At 67.8% G+C, this 18,992-nt stretch carries 14 protein-coding genes and 1 riboswitch; of the genes, 4 read left to right on the forward strand and 10 right to left on the reverse strand.

Going from position 1 to position 18,992, the window contains the following annotated elements; translation table 11 throughout:
• Nucleotides 1-36 precede the first annotated feature (36 nt).
• The 4 genes from Q5Z10_RS20925 to Q5Z10_RS20940 all read right to left on the reverse strand — a co-directional run bounded on the left by Q5Z10_RS20925 (nucleotide 37) and on the right by Q5Z10_RS20940 (nucleotide 3,146).
• Nucleotides 37-960, reverse strand: coding sequence for a ParB/RepB/Spo0J family partition protein (locus Q5Z10_RS20925; protein WP_303637255.1), 924 nt, complete (start codon nucleotides 958-960; stop codon nucleotides 37-39).
• The gene (locus Q5Z10_RS20930) at nucleotides 960-1,757 is read right to left on the reverse strand and encodes a ParA family protein (protein WP_303637256.1); all 798 of its coding nucleotides are present in this window, start codon (nucleotides 1,755-1,757) and stop codon (nucleotides 960-962) included. Before Q5Z10_RS20930 ends, Q5Z10_RS20925 begins: the two co-directional genes overlap by 1 nt.
• A 111-nt stretch (nucleotides 1,758-1,868) precedes the next feature.
• Nucleotides 1,869-2,507: a 16S rRNA (guanine(527)-N(7))-methyltransferase RsmG gene (gene rsmG, locus Q5Z10_RS20935; protein ID WP_303637257.1), complete on the reverse strand. Its 639-nt coding sequence runs from the start codon at nucleotides 2,505-2,507 to the stop codon at nucleotides 1,869-1,871.
• A 39-nt stretch (nucleotides 2,508-2,546) separates the two neighbouring features.
• A complete protein-coding gene (locus tag Q5Z10_RS20940) occupies nucleotides 2,547-3,146 on the reverse strand; it encodes a 4'-phosphopantetheinyl transferase family protein (protein ID WP_303637258.1) in 600 nt (199 codons plus the stop codon).
• Nucleotides 3,147-3,230: 84 nt separating this feature from the next.
• Here Q5Z10_RS20940 and Q5Z10_RS20945 point away from each other — a divergent pair, with 84 nt between their 5' ends.
• Nucleotides 3,231-3,482: a GlsB/YeaQ/YmgE family stress response membrane protein gene (locus Q5Z10_RS20945; RefSeq protein ID WP_303637259.1), complete on the forward strand. Its 252-nt coding sequence runs from the start codon at nucleotides 3,231-3,233 to the stop codon at nucleotides 3,480-3,482.
• Between the two features lie 77 nt (nucleotides 3,483-3,559).
• Here the strand turns inward: Q5Z10_RS20945 and xth are convergent, their stop codons facing one another.
• The 4 genes from xth to Q5Z10_RS20965 form a co-directional block, all read right to left on the reverse strand.
• Nucleotides 3,560-4,327, reverse strand: a complete 768-nt coding sequence (gene xth, locus Q5Z10_RS20950; protein WP_303637260.1) for an exodeoxyribonuclease III — start codon at nucleotides 4,325-4,327, stop codon at nucleotides 3,560-3,562.
• 96 nt (nucleotides 4,328-4,423) lie between these two features.
• A complete protein-coding gene (locus Q5Z10_RS20955) occupies nucleotides 4,424-5,830 on the reverse strand; it encodes a coniferyl aldehyde dehydrogenase (RefSeq protein WP_303637261.1) in 1,407 nt (468 codons plus the stop codon).
• Between the two features lie 172 nt (nucleotides 5,831-6,002).
• Complete coding sequence (locus tag Q5Z10_RS20960; protein WP_303637262.1) at nucleotides 6,003-7,664, reverse strand: MFS transporter; 1,662 nt, start codon at nucleotides 7,662-7,664, stop codon at nucleotides 6,003-6,005.
• A 61-nt stretch (nucleotides 7,665-7,725) separates the two neighbouring features.
• The gene (locus Q5Z10_RS20965) at nucleotides 7,726-9,153 is read right to left on the reverse strand and encodes a DcaP family trimeric outer membrane transporter (RefSeq protein WP_303637263.1); all 1,428 of its coding nucleotides are present in this window, start codon (nucleotides 9,151-9,153) and stop codon (nucleotides 7,726-7,728) included.
• 245 nt (nucleotides 9,154-9,398) lie between these two features.
• Between Q5Z10_RS20965 and acs the strand changes: the two genes are divergently transcribed.
• The 3 genes from acs (at nucleotide 9,399) to Q5Z10_RS20980 (ending at nucleotide 13,152) form a co-directional block, all read left to right on the forward strand.
• Nucleotides 9,399-11,342: an acetate--CoA ligase gene (gene acs / locus Q5Z10_RS20970; RefSeq protein ID WP_303637264.1), complete on the forward strand. Its 1,944-nt coding sequence runs from the start codon at nucleotides 9,399-9,401 to the stop codon at nucleotides 11,340-11,342.
• A 121-nt stretch (nucleotides 11,343-11,463) separates the two neighbouring features.
• Complete coding sequence (locus Q5Z10_RS20975) at nucleotides 11,464-12,129, forward strand: response regulator transcription factor (RefSeq protein WP_006477308.1); 666 nt, start codon at nucleotides 11,464-11,466, stop codon at nucleotides 12,127-12,129.
• A gap of 268 nt (nucleotides 12,130-12,397) precedes the next feature.
• Nucleotides 12,398-12,487: riboswitch (yybP-ykoY riboswitch) on the forward strand.
• Between the two features lie 89 nt (nucleotides 12,488-12,576).
• Nucleotides 12,577-13,152: a manganese efflux pump MntP gene (locus Q5Z10_RS20980; protein WP_303637265.1), complete on the forward strand. Its 576-nt coding sequence runs from the start codon at nucleotides 12,577-12,579 to the stop codon at nucleotides 13,150-13,152.
• Between the two features lie 50 nt (nucleotides 13,153-13,202).
• Here Q5Z10_RS20980 and Q5Z10_RS20985 read toward each other — a convergent pair whose 3' ends face one another.
• Both Q5Z10_RS20985 and Q5Z10_RS20990 read right to left on the reverse strand, forming a co-directional pair.
• On the reverse strand, nucleotides 13,203-16,646 hold the full coding sequence (locus Q5Z10_RS20985) for a hybrid sensor histidine kinase/response regulator (protein ID WP_303637266.1): 3,444 nt from the start codon (nucleotides 16,644-16,646) through the stop codon (nucleotides 13,203-13,205).
• 129 nt (nucleotides 16,647-16,775) lie between these two features.
• Nucleotides 16,776-18,923 (reverse strand): S46 family peptidase, encoded by a 2,148-nt coding sequence (locus tag Q5Z10_RS20990; protein WP_303637267.1) that lies wholly within the window; start codon nucleotides 18,921-18,923, stop codon nucleotides 16,776-16,778.
• Nucleotides 18,924-18,992: the final 69 nt, after the last annotated feature.

Genomic DNA, 18,992 nt, shown 5'->3' on the forward strand with positions numbered 1-18,992 from the left:
CCCGGCGCGCCGCGTCCCCCGTCACTGCGCCGGGCTTCAGCCCTGGCGCGTACGCAGCCGTTCCAGCACGCCGTCGAGCGTGTCCAGATTGGCGTAGTGGATGATCAGCTTGCCCTTGCCACCGCGGCCATGGCTGATCGCCACGTTGGTGCCCAGCGCTTCGGACAGCTCGGTTTCCAGCGAAGCGATGTCGGCCTGCTGCACCTTCGGGCTGGCCACCGGGCGGTTGCTCGGCACCTTGCCGGCAGCGAACGCCTGCGCGCGGCGCTCGACTTCGCGCACCGACCAGCCTTCATCGGCCGCTTCCTGGGCCAGCTTGCCGGCCAGCTCCGGGGCCAGGGTCAGCAGCGCACGGGCATGGCCCATTTCCAGACGGCGGGTTTCCAGCAGCAGCCGGATCGCGATCGGCAGCTCCAGCAGGCGCAGCAGGTTGGACACCGCCGCACGCGAACGGCCGACCGCTTCTGCCGCTTCGGCATGGGTCAGGGTGAATTCGCTGATCAGCCGCTGCAGCGCTTCGGCTTCTTCCAGCGGGTTGAGGTCTTCGCGCTGGATGTTCTCGATCAGCGCCATCGCGATGACGGTGCGGTCTTCCAGCTCGCGCACCACCACCGGCACTTCGTCCAGCCCGGCCAGCTGCGACGCACGCCAGCGGCGTTCGCCGGCGACGATTTCGTAGTTGCCCGCCGGCAGCTGGCGCACCAGGATCGGCTGGATCACGCCCTGCGACCGGATCGAGTCGGCCAGCTCGGACAGCTTGCCTTCGTCCATCTCGCGGCGCGGCTGGTACTTGCCCGGCTGCAGCTGGCCCACCGGCAGTTTGCGCAGCACCTCACCGGGCAACGGCTCGATCACCGCGGTGCTGGCCTGCACCTGGCTGACGGCGCCTTTCGGCCCCAGCAGGGCATCCAGGCCACGGCCGAGGCCTCGCTTCTTGGCTGCCGGCTTGCTGCTGGTCATCAGACGGTCTCCACGGCCTTGGCGGCCTTGTTGCGTTCGTTGTTGCGGCGGATGATCTCGCCGGCCAGGCCGAGGTAGGCGACGCCACCGCGCGAGGCGCGGTCGTAGCCGACGATGCTCTGGCCATGGCTGGGCGCCTCGGCCAGGCGCACGTTGCGCGGCACGATGGTGCGGAACACGCGGTCGCCGAAGTGCTCGGTGAGCTCGGCCGAGACCGCGTTGGCCAGGTTGTTGCGCACGTCGAACATGGTGCGCAGCACGCCTTCGATCTCCAGCGCCGGGTTGAGGTTGGCGCGCAGCGCTTCGATGGTTTCCACCAGCGCGCTCAGGCCTTCCAGCGCGTAGTACTCGCACTGCATCGGCACGATCACCGAATCGGCGGCGGCCAGGGCGTTCAGGGTCAGCAGCGAGAGCGCCGGCGGGCAGTCGATCAGGATGTAGTCGTACTCGTCGCGGATCGGCGCCAGCGCGCGCTTCAGCCGCTGCTCGCGCTCGCTCTGCGCCATCAGCTGGATCTCGGCGGCGGTCAGATCGATGTTGCCCGGCAGCAGGTCGTAGCCTTCGGCGGTCTGCACACGTACATCGGCAGCGCTGGATTCACCCAGCAGCAGATCGTAGGTGGAGGCGGCCAGCTCACGTTTGTCCACGCCACTGCCCATGGTCGCGTTGCCCTGCGAATCCAGGTCGACCAACAGCACGCGCTTGGGTGCGTTGGCCAGGGAAGCGGCCAGGTTGACGGCGGTCGTGGTCTTGCCGACGCCACCCTTCTGGTTGGCGATGGCGATGATGCGGGCCATGCGGGTGTGCCTCGTCGACGTGTGCTGGGACCGGTCATTATGCGTACAACCGGCCGCTTGCGGAAATCGTGGATCGCCAACCCGTTGTTCCACAAGGGGCCGGCGGCGGGGTCAAGGGCCTGTAACCGTGACCAGATGCCGTTCACCGGTCAGGCCGGGCACGCTCAGCGGGGTCACCCCGCGGACCTGCCAGCCGGCCGGCAGGTCCGCGATCTCTTCATGCGGGTAGACGCCCTTCATGGCCAGCAGCACGCCACCGGGGCGCAGCAGGTGGCCACCGACGCGGACGATGCCGGCCAGGGTATCCATCGCGCGTGCGGTCAGCTGGTCGTAGCGGCCCGGCTCGTCCAGGGCTTCGGCGCGCGACTCGGCCACCCGGGCGTTGCCCAGGCCGAGCTGGCGCACGGCCTCGCGCATGAAACGCGCCTTCTTGCCATTGCTCTCCACCAGGGTGACCTGCAGGCCGGGGCAGGCGATCGCCAGCGGAATGCCCGGCAGCCCGGGGCCGGTACCGAGGTCGGCCAGACTGCCGTCGGTCACGAACGGCTGCATCGCCAGCGAGTCGAGCAGGTGGCGGGTGACCATCTCCTGCGGGTCGCGGATGGCGGTGAGGTTGTAGGTGCCGTTCCAGCGGTGCAGCAGCGCCAGGTAACGCAGCAGCGGGGGGGCCAGGTCGGCGGCCAGGCCCATGCTGGCCAGGCCCTGCTGCAGCGTGGCGGCAACGCCGGCGGGAAGATCGTGTTCGCTCATGCCGGCATTATCGCCGGTTTTCGCCGACGGTTCGCCGGTTCACTGGGGATACCAGGCCAACGCAGCGCGGAACTGCCCGCTGGCCTGCCATTCGTGCAGGTGCCAGCGCGCGGCCTCGCCCAGTTCCGGATCGCACCAGCGCAGGTGCAGCGCGCCATCGGCCCCCGGCGCCAGCTGCAGGCGGTGCAGGCCGAACGAGATGCCCTGCCCGTGTGCCTTCAGCATCGCTTCCTTGGCGCACCACACGCGGAAGAACCAATGCTCACGCGCGGCCTCATCCAGCCCCTGCAACCAGGCCACTTCGTCAGGATGGAAGAAGCGCTGCACGATCTCCAGCAGGCGCGCGCGCGGCCGCAGCAGTTCCAGGTCCACACCCAGCCGCACGCCTTCGCCGAGCGCGACCAGCAGCACATCACCGCTATGGCTCCAGCCGGTGCCGTAGTGGGCCCAGTCGCCAGCCAGCTCGGGCCGACCCTTGTCGTCGCGCAGCAGCGGCAGCTGGTCGGGTTCGCCCCCCAGCGCCTGCGCCAGTACCTGCCGCGCCTGTGGCTCGCCGCGCTGGCCGGGCACGTGCGGGCACCGCCAGACGGTGACCGGGCCAAACCGCCAGGGGCCCTCGAGGGTGGCTGGCAGGCTCATCCGCACACGCCCGTCACGGGATTGCACAACGGGTTCACGGCGGTGCGCGTCAACTGATCTCGGTTTCCCACCGGAGTAGCGATCATGGGCATCATCATCTGGCTGATCGTCGGCGGCATCGTCGGCTGGCTGGCAAGCATCATCATGCGGCGCGATGGCCAGCAGGGCATCATCCTCAACATCGTGGTGGGCATCGTCGGCGCGCTGATTTCCGGCTGGCTGTTCGGCGGCGGCATCAACGAAGCGATCACCCTGCGCACCTTCCTGTTCTCGCTGATCGGTGCGGTGATCCTGCTGGCGATCGTCAACCTGTTCACCCGCAAGAGCATACGGTGATCTGAACGGTAGCGCCGGGCCATGCCCGGCGGGTTGCAGGAACCGCTGCGCTCGCCGGGCGTGGCCCGGCGCTACCGTCAACCCAATTGCACCCACGCCGGCGCATGATCGCTGGGGCGTTCCCAGGTGCGCGGTTCGCGGTCGACGCCCGAGGCGACGGCGCTGGCCTTCAGGGCGTCCGACACCAGGGTGAGGTCGATGCGCAGGCCCAGGTTGCGGCGGAAACCGGCCGCCCGGTAATCCCACCAGCTGAACACCCCCGCCTCATCGTTGTGCAGGCGGAAGCCATCGTGCAGGCCCAGCTGCAGCAGCTTGTTCAGTGCGCCGCGCTCGGCGGTCGAGGTCAGGATGTGGTTCTCGTTCCACACCTCCGGATCGTGCACATCGCGCGCGTCCGGAGCGATGTTGAAATCGCCCATCACCACCAGCTTCGGGTGGCGCTGCAGTTCCTGCGCGACCCACGCATGCACCGCCTCCAGCCAGCGCAGCTTGTAGTCGTACTTGTCGGTGCCGATGTCCTGGCCGTTGACCACGTACAGGTTGATCACCCGCAGGTCGCCGAAGGTGCCGGCGATGACCCGCTTCTGCTCGTCCTCGAAGCCGGGAATGCCGATCTGCACGTCCTGCGCCGGCTCACGCGACAGCAGCGCCACGCCGTTGTAGGTCTTCTGGCCGGCGAACACGCTGCGGTAGCCCGCGGCGATCAGCGCCGAATCGGGGAACTTGTGGTCCTCCAGCTTGGTTTCCTGGATGCCGACGATGTCCGGGCCGAACTCCTTGAGCCACTGCTCCAGGTGCGGCAGGCGGACATTGAGCGAATTGACGTTCCACGAGGCGATCTTCATGCGGGCATTCTACCCGCGTGAGCCTTGATGGGCGCCCCGGAAGCGTCGGACCCTGCCCGGCGGCGATGCCCCGGCAGAGCCACGCCATGCGTGGGTTCACCGCAGCAGCAGCTTCAAGATCCCCGCAATCTTCGAATACGGCGGCCGCAGCCGGTCGCTGGCGGCCCAGCGCGACTGCCACAGCACCGGCAGCCGCTTGCTCATCGCATCGAACCCGGCGCGCCCGTGGTAGGCGCCCATGCCGCTGGCCCCTACCCCGCCGAACGGCAGTCCATCGGCGGCGAAGTGCAGCAGGGTGTCGTTGACCGTCACCCCACCGGCCACCACCTGGCCGAGGATGCGCTCCACCGTCGCCGTGTCATGGCTGAAGGGATACAGCGCCAGCGGCCGGTCGCGGGACAGCACGTCGGCCAGCGCCGCATCCAGATCCGGGTACGCCCGCACCGGCAGGATCGGCCCGAAGATCTCATCGCGCATCAGGTCCAGGTCGTCCGGCGGGTCCAACACCACGGTCGGCACCAACAGGCGCTCGCGGTCGGCGCGCGCGGCGTCCACCTGCGCCAACGGGATCACCGGCACGCCGCGTTCGCGCGCCTGCGCCAGATAGCCCTGCAGGCGCTGGTACTGGCCCTCGTTGATGATGCGCGTGTAGTCAGCGGCCTCGCTGAAATCGCCGTAGCGCTCGCGCACCTGCTGCTGCAACGCCTGCACGAACTCACGCTGGCGCGCGGTGTCGATAAGCACGTAATCCGGTGCGATGCAGGTCTGGCCGGCGTTGAACCACTTGCCGGTGGCCAATCGTGCGGCGGCTTTCTCCAACGGAAAATCGCGACAGACAATCGCCGGCGACTTGCCGCCCAGTTCCAGCGTGACCGGCACCAGATGTTCGGCAGCGGCGGCCATCACCTTGCGGCCCACCGCCGTAGAACCGGTGAATACCAGGTGGTCCAGCGGCAGCGAGGACACCGCCGCGGCCACGTCCGCCCCACCCTGCACCACCGCCACGCGATCGGGCGGAAACACACTGGCCAGCAGATCGGCCAGGAACACACTGGTGCGCGGCGTGTGTTCCGAAGGCTTGAGCAGCACGTGGTTGCCGGCGGCGATGGCGGTAGCCAAAGGCACCAGCGCCAGCGTGACCGGATAGTTCCAGGGCGAGATCACCCCGACCACGCCCAGCGGCGTCGCGCGCAGCTGCGCGCGCGCCGGCCACAGCCGCCAGCCGGCGCTGACCCGCTGCGGCTTCGACCAGCGCCGCAGATGGCGGCGCAGGTGGTCGATGGCCGACAGCACGCTCATGCCATCGGCCAGTTTCGATTCGGTGTGGGCGCGGTGGCCGAAGTCCTCGGCGATGGCCCGGGCCATTTCGTCCAGGCGCGGCTTCAGCGCCTCGCGCAGGCGGCGCAGGTCGGCTTCGCGTTGGTCGAGCGAAGGGCGCTGGGCCTGCCAGGCGCTGCGCAGGGTGTGCAGAACAGCGGGAAGTTCGGCGGCTGAAGTGGTCATTCCGCGACTATACGGCGTACGCGCGTGAGACAGCCGGTAGTGCCGGCCGCTGGCCGGCAACCTCATGGATCTTCGGCAACTTCGTGCAGTTGCCGGCCAGCGCCCGGCACTACCGAAACGAAAAGGCCGCGGTCTGCACCGCGGCCTTTCCTTCACTCCATGTCGATCACCGTTATTTGGTGATATCCACGTCCTTGGTCTCGCGCAGGAACAGGCCGCCGATCACCACCGACATCAGCGCGATGATGATGGGGTACCACAGGCCGTAGTACAGGTTGCCGGTACCGGCCACCAGCGCGAACGAGATCGCCGGCAGGAAGCCACCGAACCAGCCGTTGCCGATGTGGTACGGCAGCGACATCGAGGTGTAGCGGATGCGGGTCGGGAACAGTTCCACCAGGTAGGCGGCGATCGGGCCGTAGACCATGGTCACGTACAGCACCAGCAGCCACAGCATGAAGATCGTGCCGGCGTAGTTGATGCGCGACCCATCGGCCTTGGCCGGATAGCCGGCGCTGGTCAGCGCGGCCTTCAGCTCGGCACCAAACGCATCGGCCTTGGCCTTGCCCTCTTCCTTGCTCAGGCCGGCGGCCTCGTACGAGGTGACGCTGGCACTGCCCACGTTCACCATGGCCAGCGAACCGGCAGCGGCCGGCTGTACGTCATACGGCACACCCGCCTTGGTCAGCGCAGCGGTGGCTACGTCGCAGGAGCTGGTGAACTTGCGCAGGCCGACCGGATCGAACTGGAACGAGCAGGTGGTCGGGTCGGCAACCACCAGGGCCGGCGAGCTGCTGCGGGCTTCTTCGATGGCCGGGTTGGCGAAGTGGGTCAGGCCCTTGAAGATCGGGATGTAGGTGACGGCCGCCAGCAGGCAGCCGGCCAGGATGATCTTCTTGCGGCCGATACGGTCGGACAGCCAGCCGAAGAAGATGAAGAACGGCACGCCCAGCGCCAGCGCGGCGGCAATCAGCAGGTAGGAGGTGGTGGCATCGACCTTCAGCATGCTGCTCAGGAAGAACAGCGCGTAGAACTGGCCGCCGTACCAGACCACCGCCTGACCGGCTGCGGCACCCAGCAGCACCAGCAGCATCAGCTTCAGGTTGCCGCCCTTCAGGCTGTCACGGAACGGGGTCTTGGAGCCCTTGCCCTCGGACTTCATCTGCTGGAACAGCGGCGACTCGCTCAGCTGCAGGCGGATCCACACCGAGACGCCCAGCAGCAGGATCGAGACCAGGAACGGAATGCGCCAGCCCCAGGCTTCGAAGGCCTCGTTGCCCAGGAAGTAGCGGCAGGCCAGGATGATCAGCAGCGACATGAACAGGCCGAGCGTGGCCGTGCACTGGATGAAGCTGGTGTACAGGCCACGCTTGTCGTCCGGCGCATGCTCGGCCACGTAGGTGGCGGCACCGCCGTACTCGCCGCCCATCGCCAGGCCCTGGGCCAGGCGCAGGATGATCAGGATCACCGGTGCGGCAAAGCCGATCGAGGCGTAGTTGGGCAGCACGCCGACCAGGAAGGTCGAGATGCCCATGATCAGGATGGTGACCAGGAAGGTGTACTTGCGGCCGATACGGTCGCCCAGGCTGCCGAAGAAGGCCGCGCCGAACGGGCGTACGAAGAAGCCGGCGGCGAAGGCCAGCAGGGCGAAGATCATGCCCGTAGTTTCATTGACGCCACTGAAGAACTGCTTGGCGATGATGGCCGCGAGCGAGCCATACAGGAAGAAGTCATACCACTCGAAGACCGTACCGAGGCTCGATGCGAAGATGACCTTCTTGTGGCCCTTGGTCAGGGTGCCCGCCTTGTGGACGGTGCTGGATGTACTGGACATGGGACGCTTCCCCTCCGAAGCAATCGTTGTTGGTAGGTGCCGACCGTGGGTCGGCACTCAGTCAGAAGCTGTATTTCGTGGTGAACTGCAGGCGGTTGATGTCACCCTTGCGGCCATCCTCGATCTCACGCACGCCGTACATGTACTCGGCACCGATATCGACCTTGGGCAGCGGCGAATAGAAGATGTTGCCGCGGATGCTCTGCACGCTCTTGGTCACCAGCGGGCCGAGGATGCTGTCGTTGTCGTAGTCGCTGCGCGCGTAGATCAGGTTGGTGCGCAGCTTCGGCGAGAACGCGTGGCGCCAGCCGACGTAGCCGGCGATCACACCGGTCGGGTTGAGCTCATCGCGGGCAATGTCATAGGCCGAATCGGCGGTGATGCCCAGGCCGATGTAACGCGCGATGCCCTCGCCACCGGTGAACTGGTAGTGCAGTGAATCGCTGTCGCCCATCACCCACTTGCCGCCCAGGGTCAGGCCACCGGCCACCTTGTCGGCCTTGGCCCCGGTGGCCTGGTTGTCGACCTTCAGCTGACGGACGATACCGCCGACACCGAAGGTGCCCCAGTCGCCCTTCCAGCCGTAGCGCAGGGTCAGGTCCGGCAGGCTGCCGCGATCGGAATTGGCGCTGGCATTGGTCCAGGCGCCGGTAACCGGATTGCGGGTGCCGGTAAGGGTGGTGGTTTCCGGGTTTTCCAGCGCGACGCTGAAGCCGCCGTTGGTGTAGCGCACCTGGGCCTGGCGCACGAAGATCACGCCATCGGTGGGGCCGACGAAGTCGACCGCTTCCGGCAGCGCGGCGGCATCCATGAAGTTGGACCAGGTCTGGCCGGCCAGCCAGTTGTTCCAGTACATGTACGCATGGCGCAGGGTCACGCCGTAGGTGTTGGTGGCGGTCTGGTTGCCCAGCGAGTTGCCGAAGAAGTCCATCTCGAAGAATGCGCCGGCCTTGTTGCCCGACTCGCTCACATTGTCGATGCCCAGGTTGAAGCGCGAGAACTTGGCGTGGGCGTTGTAGTCCACGTCCGAGCGCTTGCCACTGCCGCCGGCGCCTGCCACCGGGGTCTGCCCCGGCAGGTACAGCGCACGCCCGGTGGCATCGTCGGCCAGCTGGCCGTCGCTGGTCTGGGTGGCCAGGAAGTCGGCCTTGATGAAGCCTCCGATCTTGACCGTGGTGCCAGGCGCGGCACCCGGGGTGATGGTGGTGACCTGGATCGGCTGCTTGCCGGCCGGCACCTGTGCGACCGGCTTCTGCTCGGCCTGCACCGTGCGGACTTCGGTGACCGCCTGCTGGGTCTGCACGATCTGGGTCTGCTGTTGCTGCTGCGACGACAGCAGCAGCTGGACCTGGCGTTCCAGTTCGGCGACGCGTGCTTCCAGCGCTTTCTCTTTGGCGGTCTCGGCGAACGCCATGCCCGGTGCGACCAGGGCGACCAACAGGCAGGCCGCCAAAGGGTTGCGCACGGCTTTCAACGTACGGTGGCTCATGTTGCCCTCTCTCCCAAGTGGCAAGGTGATGCCGCGCGTGGGGCACGGTCGAGCCGAGACTGCGGGGCGTCCGGGCGCACCGGCTATTGGCCATTGGTCGAAGCCGGCCCTGCAGGGCGCTCACTTTCGACCATGGTCTAAGCACTGTGGTGACGCGGCCGGGGGTGGATGGGGCAAACTGAGGGGGAACGGTCGCGGCAATGCTGCGGCTGCACATACAAAGTCAACGTGCAAGTGAGGGTGCCATGGCTGATCTCTACCCCGTCGATCCGCAGTTCGCCGCGAAGGCGCGTATCGACAAGAACTCCTATGAACAGCAGTACCAGGCCTCGGTGTCCGATCCGGATGCGTTCTGGGGCAAGGCCGCCGAGCGGCTGGACTGGTCGCGCAAGCCGACCAGGATCAAGAACGTCAGCTATGACCTGGCCGATTTCCACATCAAGTGGTTCGAGGACGGCGAGCTCAACGCCAGCGTCAACTGCCTGGACCGCCAGCTGGACAAGCGCGGCGACAAGACCGCGCTGCTGTTCGAACCGGACAGTCCCGATGCACCGGCCCAGCACGTGACCTACCGCGAGCTTTACGAGCGCACCTGCCGCCTCGGCAATGCGCTGCGCAACCTGGGCGTCAGGAAGGGCGACCGGGTCACCATCTACCTGCCGATGATCGTCGACGCCGCCGTGGCCATGCTGGCCTGCGCACGCATCGGCGCGATCCATTCGGTGGTGTTCGGAGGCTTCGCGCCGAACTCGATCGCCGACCGTGTCAGCGACTGCCAGAGCAAGCTGATCATCACCGCCGACGAGGGCCTGCGCGGTGGCCGCAGGATTCCGCTGAAGGCCAATGTCGATGCGGCACTGAAGCTGCCCGGCACGAATACCGTCGAGACCGTGCTGGTGGTGCGCCATACCGGCGGCGCGGTGGACATGCAGGCGCCGCGCGACCGCTGGTTCCATGATGTGGTCGACAGCCAGCCGGCCAGCTGCGAACCGGAGCCGATGAACGCCGAGGACCCGCTGTTCATCCTCTACACCTCCGGCTCCACCGGCAAGCCCAAGGGCGTGCTGCACACCACCGCCGGCTATCTGCTGTATGCGGCCTACACCCATGAAGCGGTGTTCGACCTGCGCGAGGACGACATCTACTGGTGCACCGCCGACGTCGGCTGGGTCACCGGCCACAGCTACATCGTGTACGGCCCGCTGGCCAACGGCGCGACCTCGCTGATGTTCGAGGGCGTACCGAACTACCCCGATACCTCGCGCTTCTGGAACGTGATCGACAAGCACAAGGTGTCGATCTTCTACACCGCGCCCACCGCCATCCGTGCACTGATGCGCGAGGGCGAGGAGCCGGTGAAGAAGACCTCGCGTGCGTCGCTGCGCCTGCTCGGCAGCGTCGGCGAGCCGATCAATCCGGAAGCCTGGCGCTGGTACTACGAGGTGGTCGGCGACAGCCGCTGCCCGATCGTCGATACCTGGTGGCAGACCGAGACCGGCGGCATCCTGATCTCGCCGCTGGCCGGCGCGATGGACCTCAAGCCGGGCTCGGCCACGCTGCCGTTCTTCGGCGTGCAGCCCGCGCTGGTCAACGCCGATGGCGAGATCAAGGATGGCCCCACCGAGGGCAACCTGATCATCCGTGACTCCTGGCCGGGCCAGATGCGCACGGTGTACGGCGACCACCAGCGCTTCATCGATACCTATTTCCGTACCTACCCGGGCAGCTACTTCACCGGCGACGGTTGCCGCCGCGACGAAGACGGCTACTACTGGATCACCGGCCGCGTGGACGATGTGATCAACGTGTCCGGCCACCGCATCGGCACCGCCGAAGTGGAAAGCGCGCTGGTCTCGCACCCGAAGGTGGCCGAAGCGGCCGTGGTCGGCTTCCCGCACGACGTGAAGGGCCAGGGCATCTATGCGTATGTCACCCTGGTGGCCGACGAGGCACCCAGCGACGAACTGCACAAGGAACTGGTGGCCTGGGTGCGCAAGGAAATCGGCCCGATCGCCACACCGGACCACCTGCAGTGGGCACCGGGCCTGCCCAAGACCCGCTCGGGCAAGATCATGCGCCGCATCCTGCGCAAGATCGCCGAGAACGCGCCGGACCAGCTGGGCGACACCTCGACCCTGGCCGATCCGTCGGTGGTGGCGTCGCTGGTGGACGAACGCAAGGTCCGTTGATGGCGTGACTGCAGGCGCAGGACGCGCCGGGGACAAGGCCGGGAGGAGGGACCCGGCCCTGTCCAGACCGTCCTGCACCGGCCGTCACGTTGCTCTTTTTCCTGATCGATAAGCTCGACCCATGACCACCCTCCTGATTGCCGATGACCACCCGCTGTTCCGCGAAGCCCTGCGTGGGGCCGTGCAGCGGGTCATCCCGGGCGTGCAGCTGTTCGAAGCGGACAGCGTGGAAGCGCTGTATGCGCTGGCCGACCAGCACAACGACGCCGACCTGGTCCTGATGGACCTCAACATGCCGGGGGCGCAGGGCTTCAACGCGCTGGTGCACATGCGCTCGCTGCATCCCCACCTGCCGGTGGTGGTGGTATCGGCACGCGAGGAGGCGACGGTGATGCGCCGCGCGCTCGATCATGGCGCGCTGGGCTTCATTCCCAAGTCGGCCGACTCGGACACCATCGGGCATGCACTGGGCACCATTCTCGATGGCGAGACCTGGGCACCGCCGGAAGCGCACAACGTGCCGCCGACCGGCAGTGAGGAACGCGAAGTCGGCCAGCGCCTGCGCGAACTCACGCCCCAGCAGTTCCGCGTGCTGCAGATGCTCGGCGCGGGCCGCTTGAACAAGCAGATCGCCTACGACCTCAATGTTTCCGAAGCGACGATCAAGGCGCACGTCACCGCGATCCTGCGCAAGCTGGGCGTGACCAACCGCACCCAGGCGGTGCTGATGGCCGGCAAGCTGGCGATCGACGACGACGCCATCGTGCTGCCGCCGGAAGAAGACTGAAGGTAGTGCCGGCCGCTGGCCGGTATCTGCCTGAAAAGGCGTCACCGCTGCGCTCGCCGGGCATGGCCCGGCGCTACCGGATTCCGCTTCACCGCTGCGCTCGCCGGGCATGGCCCGGCGCTACCGGATTCCGCGTCACCGCTGCGCTCGCCGGGCGTGGCCCGGCGCTACCGTAGGCCCTGATATAGCCGTCGCTATACAAACCAGCCCTGCCTGCGCGTTTGCCTGGAAATGCGCCACGCGCGAATCGCGGTGCTAAGCTTCGCGTCCCCTTGGGGAGTAGCCGGATTCCTTCGCAGGAATCGTCCACGTCAACATACTCGGCCAGTGCGCCGTGGCGTGGACAACCATGATGGTTGGCGAGACCAGCGGCCCGCGCGCGCAACGTCAGGTTGGGCGCGAGCGCAGGCCGTGCGTCCGTCCTAGCCCGACCCAGCGCTGCCGCCCATGTCTCCTGTTTCGATCCTCCTGATCGGCTTCGCCATGTCCACCGACGCCTTCGCCGCTGCAATCGGCAAGGGCGCGGCCATGCGCAGGCCGGTGTTCCGCGATGCGCTGCGCGCCGGCCTCATCTTCGGTGTCATCGAAGCGATCACGCCGGTCATCGGCTGGCTGCTGGGCCGTGCCGCCCTGCAGTACGTCGAAGCCTTCGACCACTGGATCGCCTTCGGCCTGCTCGGCGCGCTGGGCATCCACATGATCTACAACGGCCTGCGCCCGGACAGCGGCGAGGACGACGGGGATCCTTCGCAGCACCACGGCTTCTGGAAGCTGGCTCTGACCGGACTGGCCACCAGCATCGATGCGATGGCGGTGGGCATCGGCCTGGCCTTCATCGATGTGCACATCGGCGTCATGGCAGCCGTCATCGGCCTGTGCACGCTGACCATGGTCACCGCCGGCATCATGCTCGGCCGCGTGCTGGGCAGCATGGTCGGCAAGCGTGCGGAGATCGTCGGCGGCGTGATCCTGGTGATCATCGGCGCCACGATCCTGTACGAACACCTGCACGGCGCGGCGTAGCGCGTCGTTCACCGTGGCCAGCGGTCGCCGCATCTCGGCCGGGCGTGGCTCTACCGGGCGTCGCGCAGGGCGCCGAGGAACGCACGCAGCGAGGCCGGCTTGATCGGTTTGGTCAGGACGCGGTAGCCGCGCTCGCGCGCCATCCGCTTCAGTTCATCGCGGCCGTCGGCGGTCAGCAATGCGCCCGGCAGCGCATAGCCGGCCGCCTCGCGCAGCGCCACCAGGGCATCCAGCCCGTCCATGCGATCGTGCAGGTGGTAATCCACCAGCATCACCTGTGGCCGTTCGGCCACCCGCTGCAGAGCCTGGTCCACCGTCGATGCGGTGATCACCTGCACCTGCCAGCGCCCCAGCAGCGCGCGCATGCCGTCGAGGATCTCCGCGTCGTTGTCCACGCACAGCACGCGCAGGCCGGCCAGCGAATCGCTGCGGACCTGCGGTGCCATCTGCGTCGACGCCACCGGTTCGGTGTAGCCCGGCAACGGCGCCACCCGTGGCAGGGTGATCGAGAACATCGAACCGGTGCCGACGCGACTGCGGGCGTTCAGGCGATGATCGAGCAGGCGCGAGATGCGCTGGCAGATCGACAGGCCCAGTCCCAGGCCCTGCTCGCCCCAGTCGAACGGCTGCTGATAGCGGTGGAACTCGTCGAAGATCTGCCGCATGTGGTGCTCGGGAATGCCCGGACCGGTATCCCACACCTGCAGTTCCACTTCATCGCCACGATGGCGCACGGCCAGCACGATGCGGCCCTGCCGCGTGTAGCGCAGCGCATTGGCCAGGAAATTCTGCAGCACGCGGCGCAGCAGGCGGCGGTCGCTGCGCACCCAGGCCGCGCGCGCGGACAGGTCCAGCCGCAGGCCACGGCCGGCGGCCACCGGGGTGTACTGGGCGGCCAGCTCGCGCATCAGCGCACTCACATCGAACTCGCCGATGACCGGGTGCAGGCCGCCGGCATCCAGCCGCGACACGTCCAGCAGGCCGTCGAGCAGTTCCTCGGCGGCGCGCAGCGACGCGTCCACGCGCTCGGCCAGGTGCTTCTGCTCATCACTCACGTGGTCGCTGTCACGCAGCGCGGAGGCGAACAGGCGTGCCGCGTTCAGCGGCTGCAGCACGTCGTGGCTGATCGCGGCCAGGAAGCGGGTCTTGGACTGCTGCGCGGCTTCCGCTTCGTGCGAGCGCTCGGCCACGCGCTGTTCCAGCGTTTCGTTGGCTTCCAGCAGCGCCTTTTCGGCGTGCTTGTAGTCGGTGATGTCGTTGTAGCTGGTGACATAGCCCCCTCCGGGCAGGGCCTGGCCACGCATCTCGATCACCTTGCCGTCGCTGCGGGTGCGCTCGAACACGTGCGGCGAGCCGGCGCGCATGTAGCCGATGCGGCGGTTGATCTGCACTTCGATATCGCCCTCGCCCAGTTCGCCGCGCTCGGCGTTGTAGCGGATCAGGTCGGCCACCGGGCGGCCGACGTACAGCATGCCGTCGGGATAGCCGAACATGTCCTGGTAGCGGCGGTTCCATGCGGTCAGGCGCATGTCCGGATCGACCACGCTGACCCCGGCGCTGATGTTCTCCAGCGTGGTGGAGAGGATTTCACGGTTGAAGCGCAGCTCCTGCCCGGCCTCGTCCAGCACCGCCACCACTTCGCCCAGGTCCATGCCTGAACCGCGCAGCAGGCTGGTCAGCAGCAGGCGCGCCGAGGCCGCGCCGATCGATGCAGCCAGCAGGCGCTCGGTGAACTGCACCCAGGGCCGGTCGGCCGGTGCCGAGGATTGCAGCTCACGGCCCAGTGACTGTGCCTGTTCGAAGAACGAGCGGCGCGCATGGCGCTCGCCGACCACGCGCGAGGCCAGCGCCAGCAGATCACCCACGTGCACATGGCCAGGCCAGCCGCCGGCCACCGACGGGCGCTCGGCGTACGGATCCAGGAACGGTGCCGCGCGCAGGCGCTCGTCCACGCCCGGGCGCCAGCGCGCGGACACCAGCATCATCGTCGCCGCGTTGACCAGCAGTGACCAGAACGTGCCGTGGGTCAGCGGATCCCAGCCGGTCATGCCGAACAGTTGCTGCGGACGCAGCCAGGTGATGCCGAACGGGCCATTCTGTACCCACCCGGCGTCCATCCAGCCGGCCATCGTCATCGCCGGCAACAGCAGCGTGTACAGCCAGGTGGCGAAGCCCAGCAGCATGCCGGTCTCGACGCCACGACGGCTGGCCCCGCGCCAGTACAGGCCGCCGATCAGGCCCGGTGCGAACTGCGCCACCGCGGCGAAGGCCATCAGGCCATACGAGGCCAGGGTGCTGTCGTTGCTGCTGCTGCGGTAGTAGCTGTATGCCATCAGTGCCAGCAGCAGGATCGCCAGACGGCGGATCCACAGCACGCGCGAGGCGACGTCGGCGGCTTCCTGGTGGTCGCCACTGCGGCGCAGCAGCACCGGCATCACCAGGTCGTTGCTGACCATGGTAGCCAGCGCGATGGAGGACACGATGACCATGCCGGTGGCCGCCGAGAAGCCGCCCACGTAGGCGATCAGCGCCAGGGCGTTGCGGCCTTCGGCCAGGGGCAGCGCCAGTACCATCGAGTCGTCGGCGACGCTGCCGCCGGTACCGAACAGGCTGACGCCGGCGGTGGCGATCGGCAGCACCATCGCCGAGATCAGCACCAGGTAGCCGCCGAACATCCAGCGGGCGCGGCGCACATCGCGCACATCGCCGCACTCGACCACCGCCACATGGAACTGGCGCGGCAGGCAGACGATGGCGAGGAAGCTGAGCAGTGTCTGCGAAATGAAGCCGACCGGTGGCAGGCCGGTGAACAGCGTATGCACCGACTCCACCACCGCTTCATTGCGGTCGCTGAGCCAGACGTAGGCGAACACGCCCACGGCCACCATCGCCACCAGCTTGATCACCGATTCCAGCGCGATCGCCAGCATCATGCCGTGGTGGTGTTCGGTGGCATCGACCTGGCGGGTGCCGAACAGGGTGGCGAACAGTGCCATCAACAGCGCCACGTACAGCGCCGGGTCGCTGAAGAAGCCGGTCGGGCCGGTGTTGCCGGTGAGCACCTGCAGGCTCATCGCCACCGCTTTGTACTGCAGGGCCAGGTAGGGAACGATGCCGATCAGGGCGATGATCGCCACCAGCGCGGCCAGCCGCCGCGAGCGGCCGAAGCGCGAGGAGATGAAATCGGCGATGGAGACCACGTTCTGGCTGCGCGCGATCAGCGCCAGGCGCTCGATGATGCGCCAGCCGAACAGCAGCAGCAGCAGCGGGCCGATGTAGATGGGCAGGTAGCCCACGCCGTTGCGCACGGCGGTACCGACTGCGCCGTAGAAGGTCCACGACGAGCAGTACACCGCCAGCGCCAGGCTGTAGACCACCGGCCGCAGCCAGGGCCGGTCCGGATACATCGGCCGACGGTCGCCCCACCACGCCACGCCGAACAGCAGCGCGGCATAGGCAACCGAGACCAGCAGCAGGATCCAGCTGGAGACCACGCGTGCGTTTCCGTCGGAGGAGGAGCCAGTAGATCACGACCCTTGGCCGTGAGGGTAGGTCATGACGGTGGGTCACGACCGTGGGTGGGCACCCACCGGGAAGCGGTGGGTACCCGCCCGCAACCGGCCTTATTCGGCCGGGACGCCCATTTCCTTCAGCAGGCCGGGTGCCGGGTAGACCTTGGCCAGCAGCCAGCGCAGATAGCGCATGTCCACGTGCACGGCACGCTTGTAGCGCGGGTCGAACCACCAGCTGGCGCTGACCGACTCCCAGTTGCTGTCGAAGTTCAGGCCGATCAGTTCGCCCTTGGCATTGAGCACCGGCGAGCCCGAGTTGCCGCCGGTGGTATCCAGGTTGGTCAGGAAGTTGACCGTCTGGGTCTTCAGTGCCGGGTCGGCGGTGCTGCCGAAATCGCCCTTGGCGATCGCCGCCAGCAGCGGCTTGGGTGCATCGAAGGGATAGGCATTGGTGTTCTTCTCGACGATGCCGGCCACCGTGGTCACCGGCGAATAGCTCACGCCATCACGCGGGTGCAGCGCCTCGACCTTGCCATAGCTGATGCGCAGGGTGCGGTTGGCATCCGGATACACCGCTCGGCCCTGCTTGGCACGCCAGGCGAACAGCGCCTGCATGTAGGCCGGGCGCAGGCGCAGCTGCTCGCCCTCGCGGGTCTTGCTTTCGTTCTCGATGCGCAGCTGCGCGGCCACCAGCGGGCCGGCCACGGCGATCAGCGGGTCGGCGGCCAGCGCCTTGCCTTCGCGCGCCGCGGCGAAGCGCGACAGGCGCTGTGCCTCCTCGCCCAGCTGGGTGCCGGCATACAGGGTGTCCAGGGCCTTGGCCAGCTGGGCCGGGGTGCGGCCGAAGGCGGCGTCGAACTCGGCCACGCGCTGCGCGTCCGGCAGCTGCTGGTAGCGGGTCAGCAGGGTGGTCAGCAGCGCCTTCTCGACCTCCGGCGCGTAGCGGCGCTGCACCTGCTTGAGCACGCCTTCGATCATCGCCTGGTCGCGCTGCTGGTAGCCGCTTTCGCGTTGCGCGTCGGGCTTGGCCGACTCGATGCGCAGGCGCTCCAGCAGCAGCGCAGAGCGCAGCAGCTGGCTCTGCGCGGCCATCTGCTCCAGCAGCAGGTCGCGCTCGCCCACCGCCGCGCCCTGCGACAGGCTGCCCAGCAGCGCCTTGATGTCGGCCTGGTACTTGCGGTCGGTGGCGGCCAGCATCGCCGTCTCGTCGGCAGCACGCTGGGCCTTCGCATCGCTGCGCAGCAGGCCTTCCAGTTCACCGGCGGCGCGCTTGCGGTTGTTCTTCAGCGACTGCAGCTGCGAGGCATAGCGCGTGCGCGCCTGCGCATCCTTGGCGCTGGCGGCCTCGATGGTGTCGATCATCTGCTGGAACACCGAGACCCGGCGCGGCAGCACGGCATCGATCTGGCCGGCGAATTCGGCAGCGGTGCGGTGGCGGTAGGTGATGCCCGGGTAGCCAGCCAGCATCGCGTAGTCGCCTTCCTTCGGCCCCTCCACCGACATCTGCAGGTGCGCCGGCGCCTGGTAGGGCACGTTGTCCTTGCTGTAGGCGGCCGGCTTGCCGTCCTTGCCAACATAGGCGCGCAGCAGGGTGAAATCGCCGGTGTGGCGCGGCCACATGAAGTTGTCGATCTCATCGCCGTAGTTGCCGATCGCACGCGGCGGTGCATACACCAGGCGCACGTCGCTCAGTTCCAGCTGGGCGATGCGGTAGAAATCGGTGCCGTAGTACATGTTGGCCACCGAGCAGCGCACGCTGCCGTCCTTTTCGCACTCGGCCACGATCTGCTTGCTGGCCGCATCCACGGCGTCGAAGTAGGCGCGCCCGGTCTTGCCTCGGGCCTGGGCCAGCACCTGGTCGGTCACCTTGTCGAAGCCGACGGTGACCAGCACGCGGAAGTCCGGGTTGGCCGGGCGCTCGTCGGCACGGTCCTTGGCGATGAAGCCACCGTTGATCAGGTCGTGCTCGGGCGAGCTGTTGTACTGGATCACGCCCATCGCCACATGGTGGTTGGTCAGCAGCAGGCCATCGGCGGAGACGAACGAACCGGTGCCGCCACCGGCGCGCACCACCGCGCTCAGCGGCGGCGCGGTGACATTGGCCAGGTCGGCCGGGTTGCCCTTGAAGCCGGCCGCCTGCAGCGGCTTGGCCAGTTCCGGCAGCTGGGTCGGCATCCACATGCCTTCATCGGCGTGGGCGCCGGCGGCAAGGGTCAGGCCCAGGGCCAGGGCGGTGGGAAGCGCTTTGCGTGGTGACATGAGGCAATCCGGTACGACAGAACAGCCCGGGACCATAGCCGCTGCGACCGCATGGGGCAACGGCCGATG

It is taken from the genome of Stenotrophomonas sp. 704A1 (genome assembly GCF_030549525.1).
GTDB classification, from domain to species: Bacteria; Pseudomonadota; Gammaproteobacteria; order Xanthomonadales; family Xanthomonadaceae; genus Stenotrophomonas; species Stenotrophomonas tuberculopleuritidis.

What these genes read in the sequence shown, in the direction of transcription:
- Q5Z10_RS20975 (WP_006477308.1), top strand. Translation starts at nt 11,464, where the DNA reads ATGACCACCCTCCTGATTGCCGATGACCACCCGCTGTTCCGCGAAGCC.
- Q5Z10_RS20965 (WP_303637263.1), bottom strand. Translation starts at nt 9,153, where the DNA reads ATGAGCCACCGTACGTTGAAAGCCGTGCGCAACCCTTTGGCGGCCTGC.
- Q5Z10_RS20955 (WP_303637261.1), bottom strand. Translation starts at nt 5,830, where the DNA reads ATGACCACTTCAGCCGCCGAACTTCCCGCTGTTCTGCACACCCTGCGC.
- rsmG (WP_303637257.1), bottom strand. Translation starts at nt 2,507, where the DNA reads ATGAGCGAACACGATCTTCCCGCCGGCGTTGCCGCCACGCTGCAGCAG.
- Q5Z10_RS20945 (WP_303637259.1), top strand. Translation starts at nt 3,231, where the DNA reads ATGGGCATCATCATCTGGCTGATCGTCGGCGGCATCGTCGGCTGGCTG.
- Q5Z10_RS20980 (WP_303637265.1), top strand. Translation starts at nt 12,577, where the DNA reads ATGTCTCCTGTTTCGATCCTCCTGATCGGCTTCGCCATGTCCACCGAC.
- Q5Z10_RS20930 (WP_303637256.1), bottom strand. Translation starts at nt 1,757, where the DNA reads ATGGCCCGCATCATCGCCATCGCCAACCAGAAGGGTGGCGTCGGCAAG.
- Q5Z10_RS20940 (WP_303637258.1), bottom strand. Translation starts at nt 3,146, where the DNA reads ATGAGCCTGCCAGCCACCCTCGAGGGCCCCTGGCGGTTTGGCCCGGTC.
- Q5Z10_RS20960 (WP_303637262.1), bottom strand. Translation starts at nt 7,664, where the DNA reads ATGTCCAGTACATCCAGCACCGTCCACAAGGCGGGCACCCTGACCAAG.
- acs (WP_303637264.1), top strand. Translation starts at nt 9,399, where the DNA reads ATGGCTGATCTCTACCCCGTCGATCCGCAGTTCGCCGCGAAGGCGCGT.
- xth (WP_303637260.1), bottom strand. Translation starts at nt 4,327, where the DNA reads ATGAAGATCGCCTCGTGGAACGTCAATTCGCTCAATGTCCGCCTGCCG.
- Q5Z10_RS20990 (WP_303637267.1), bottom strand. Translation starts at nt 18,923, where the DNA reads ATGTCACCACGCAAAGCGCTTCCCACCGCCCTGGCCCTGGGCCTGACC.
- Q5Z10_RS20925 (WP_303637255.1), bottom strand. Translation starts at nt 960, where the DNA reads ATGACCAGCAGCAAGCCGGCAGCCAAGAAGCGAGGCCTCGGCCGTGGC.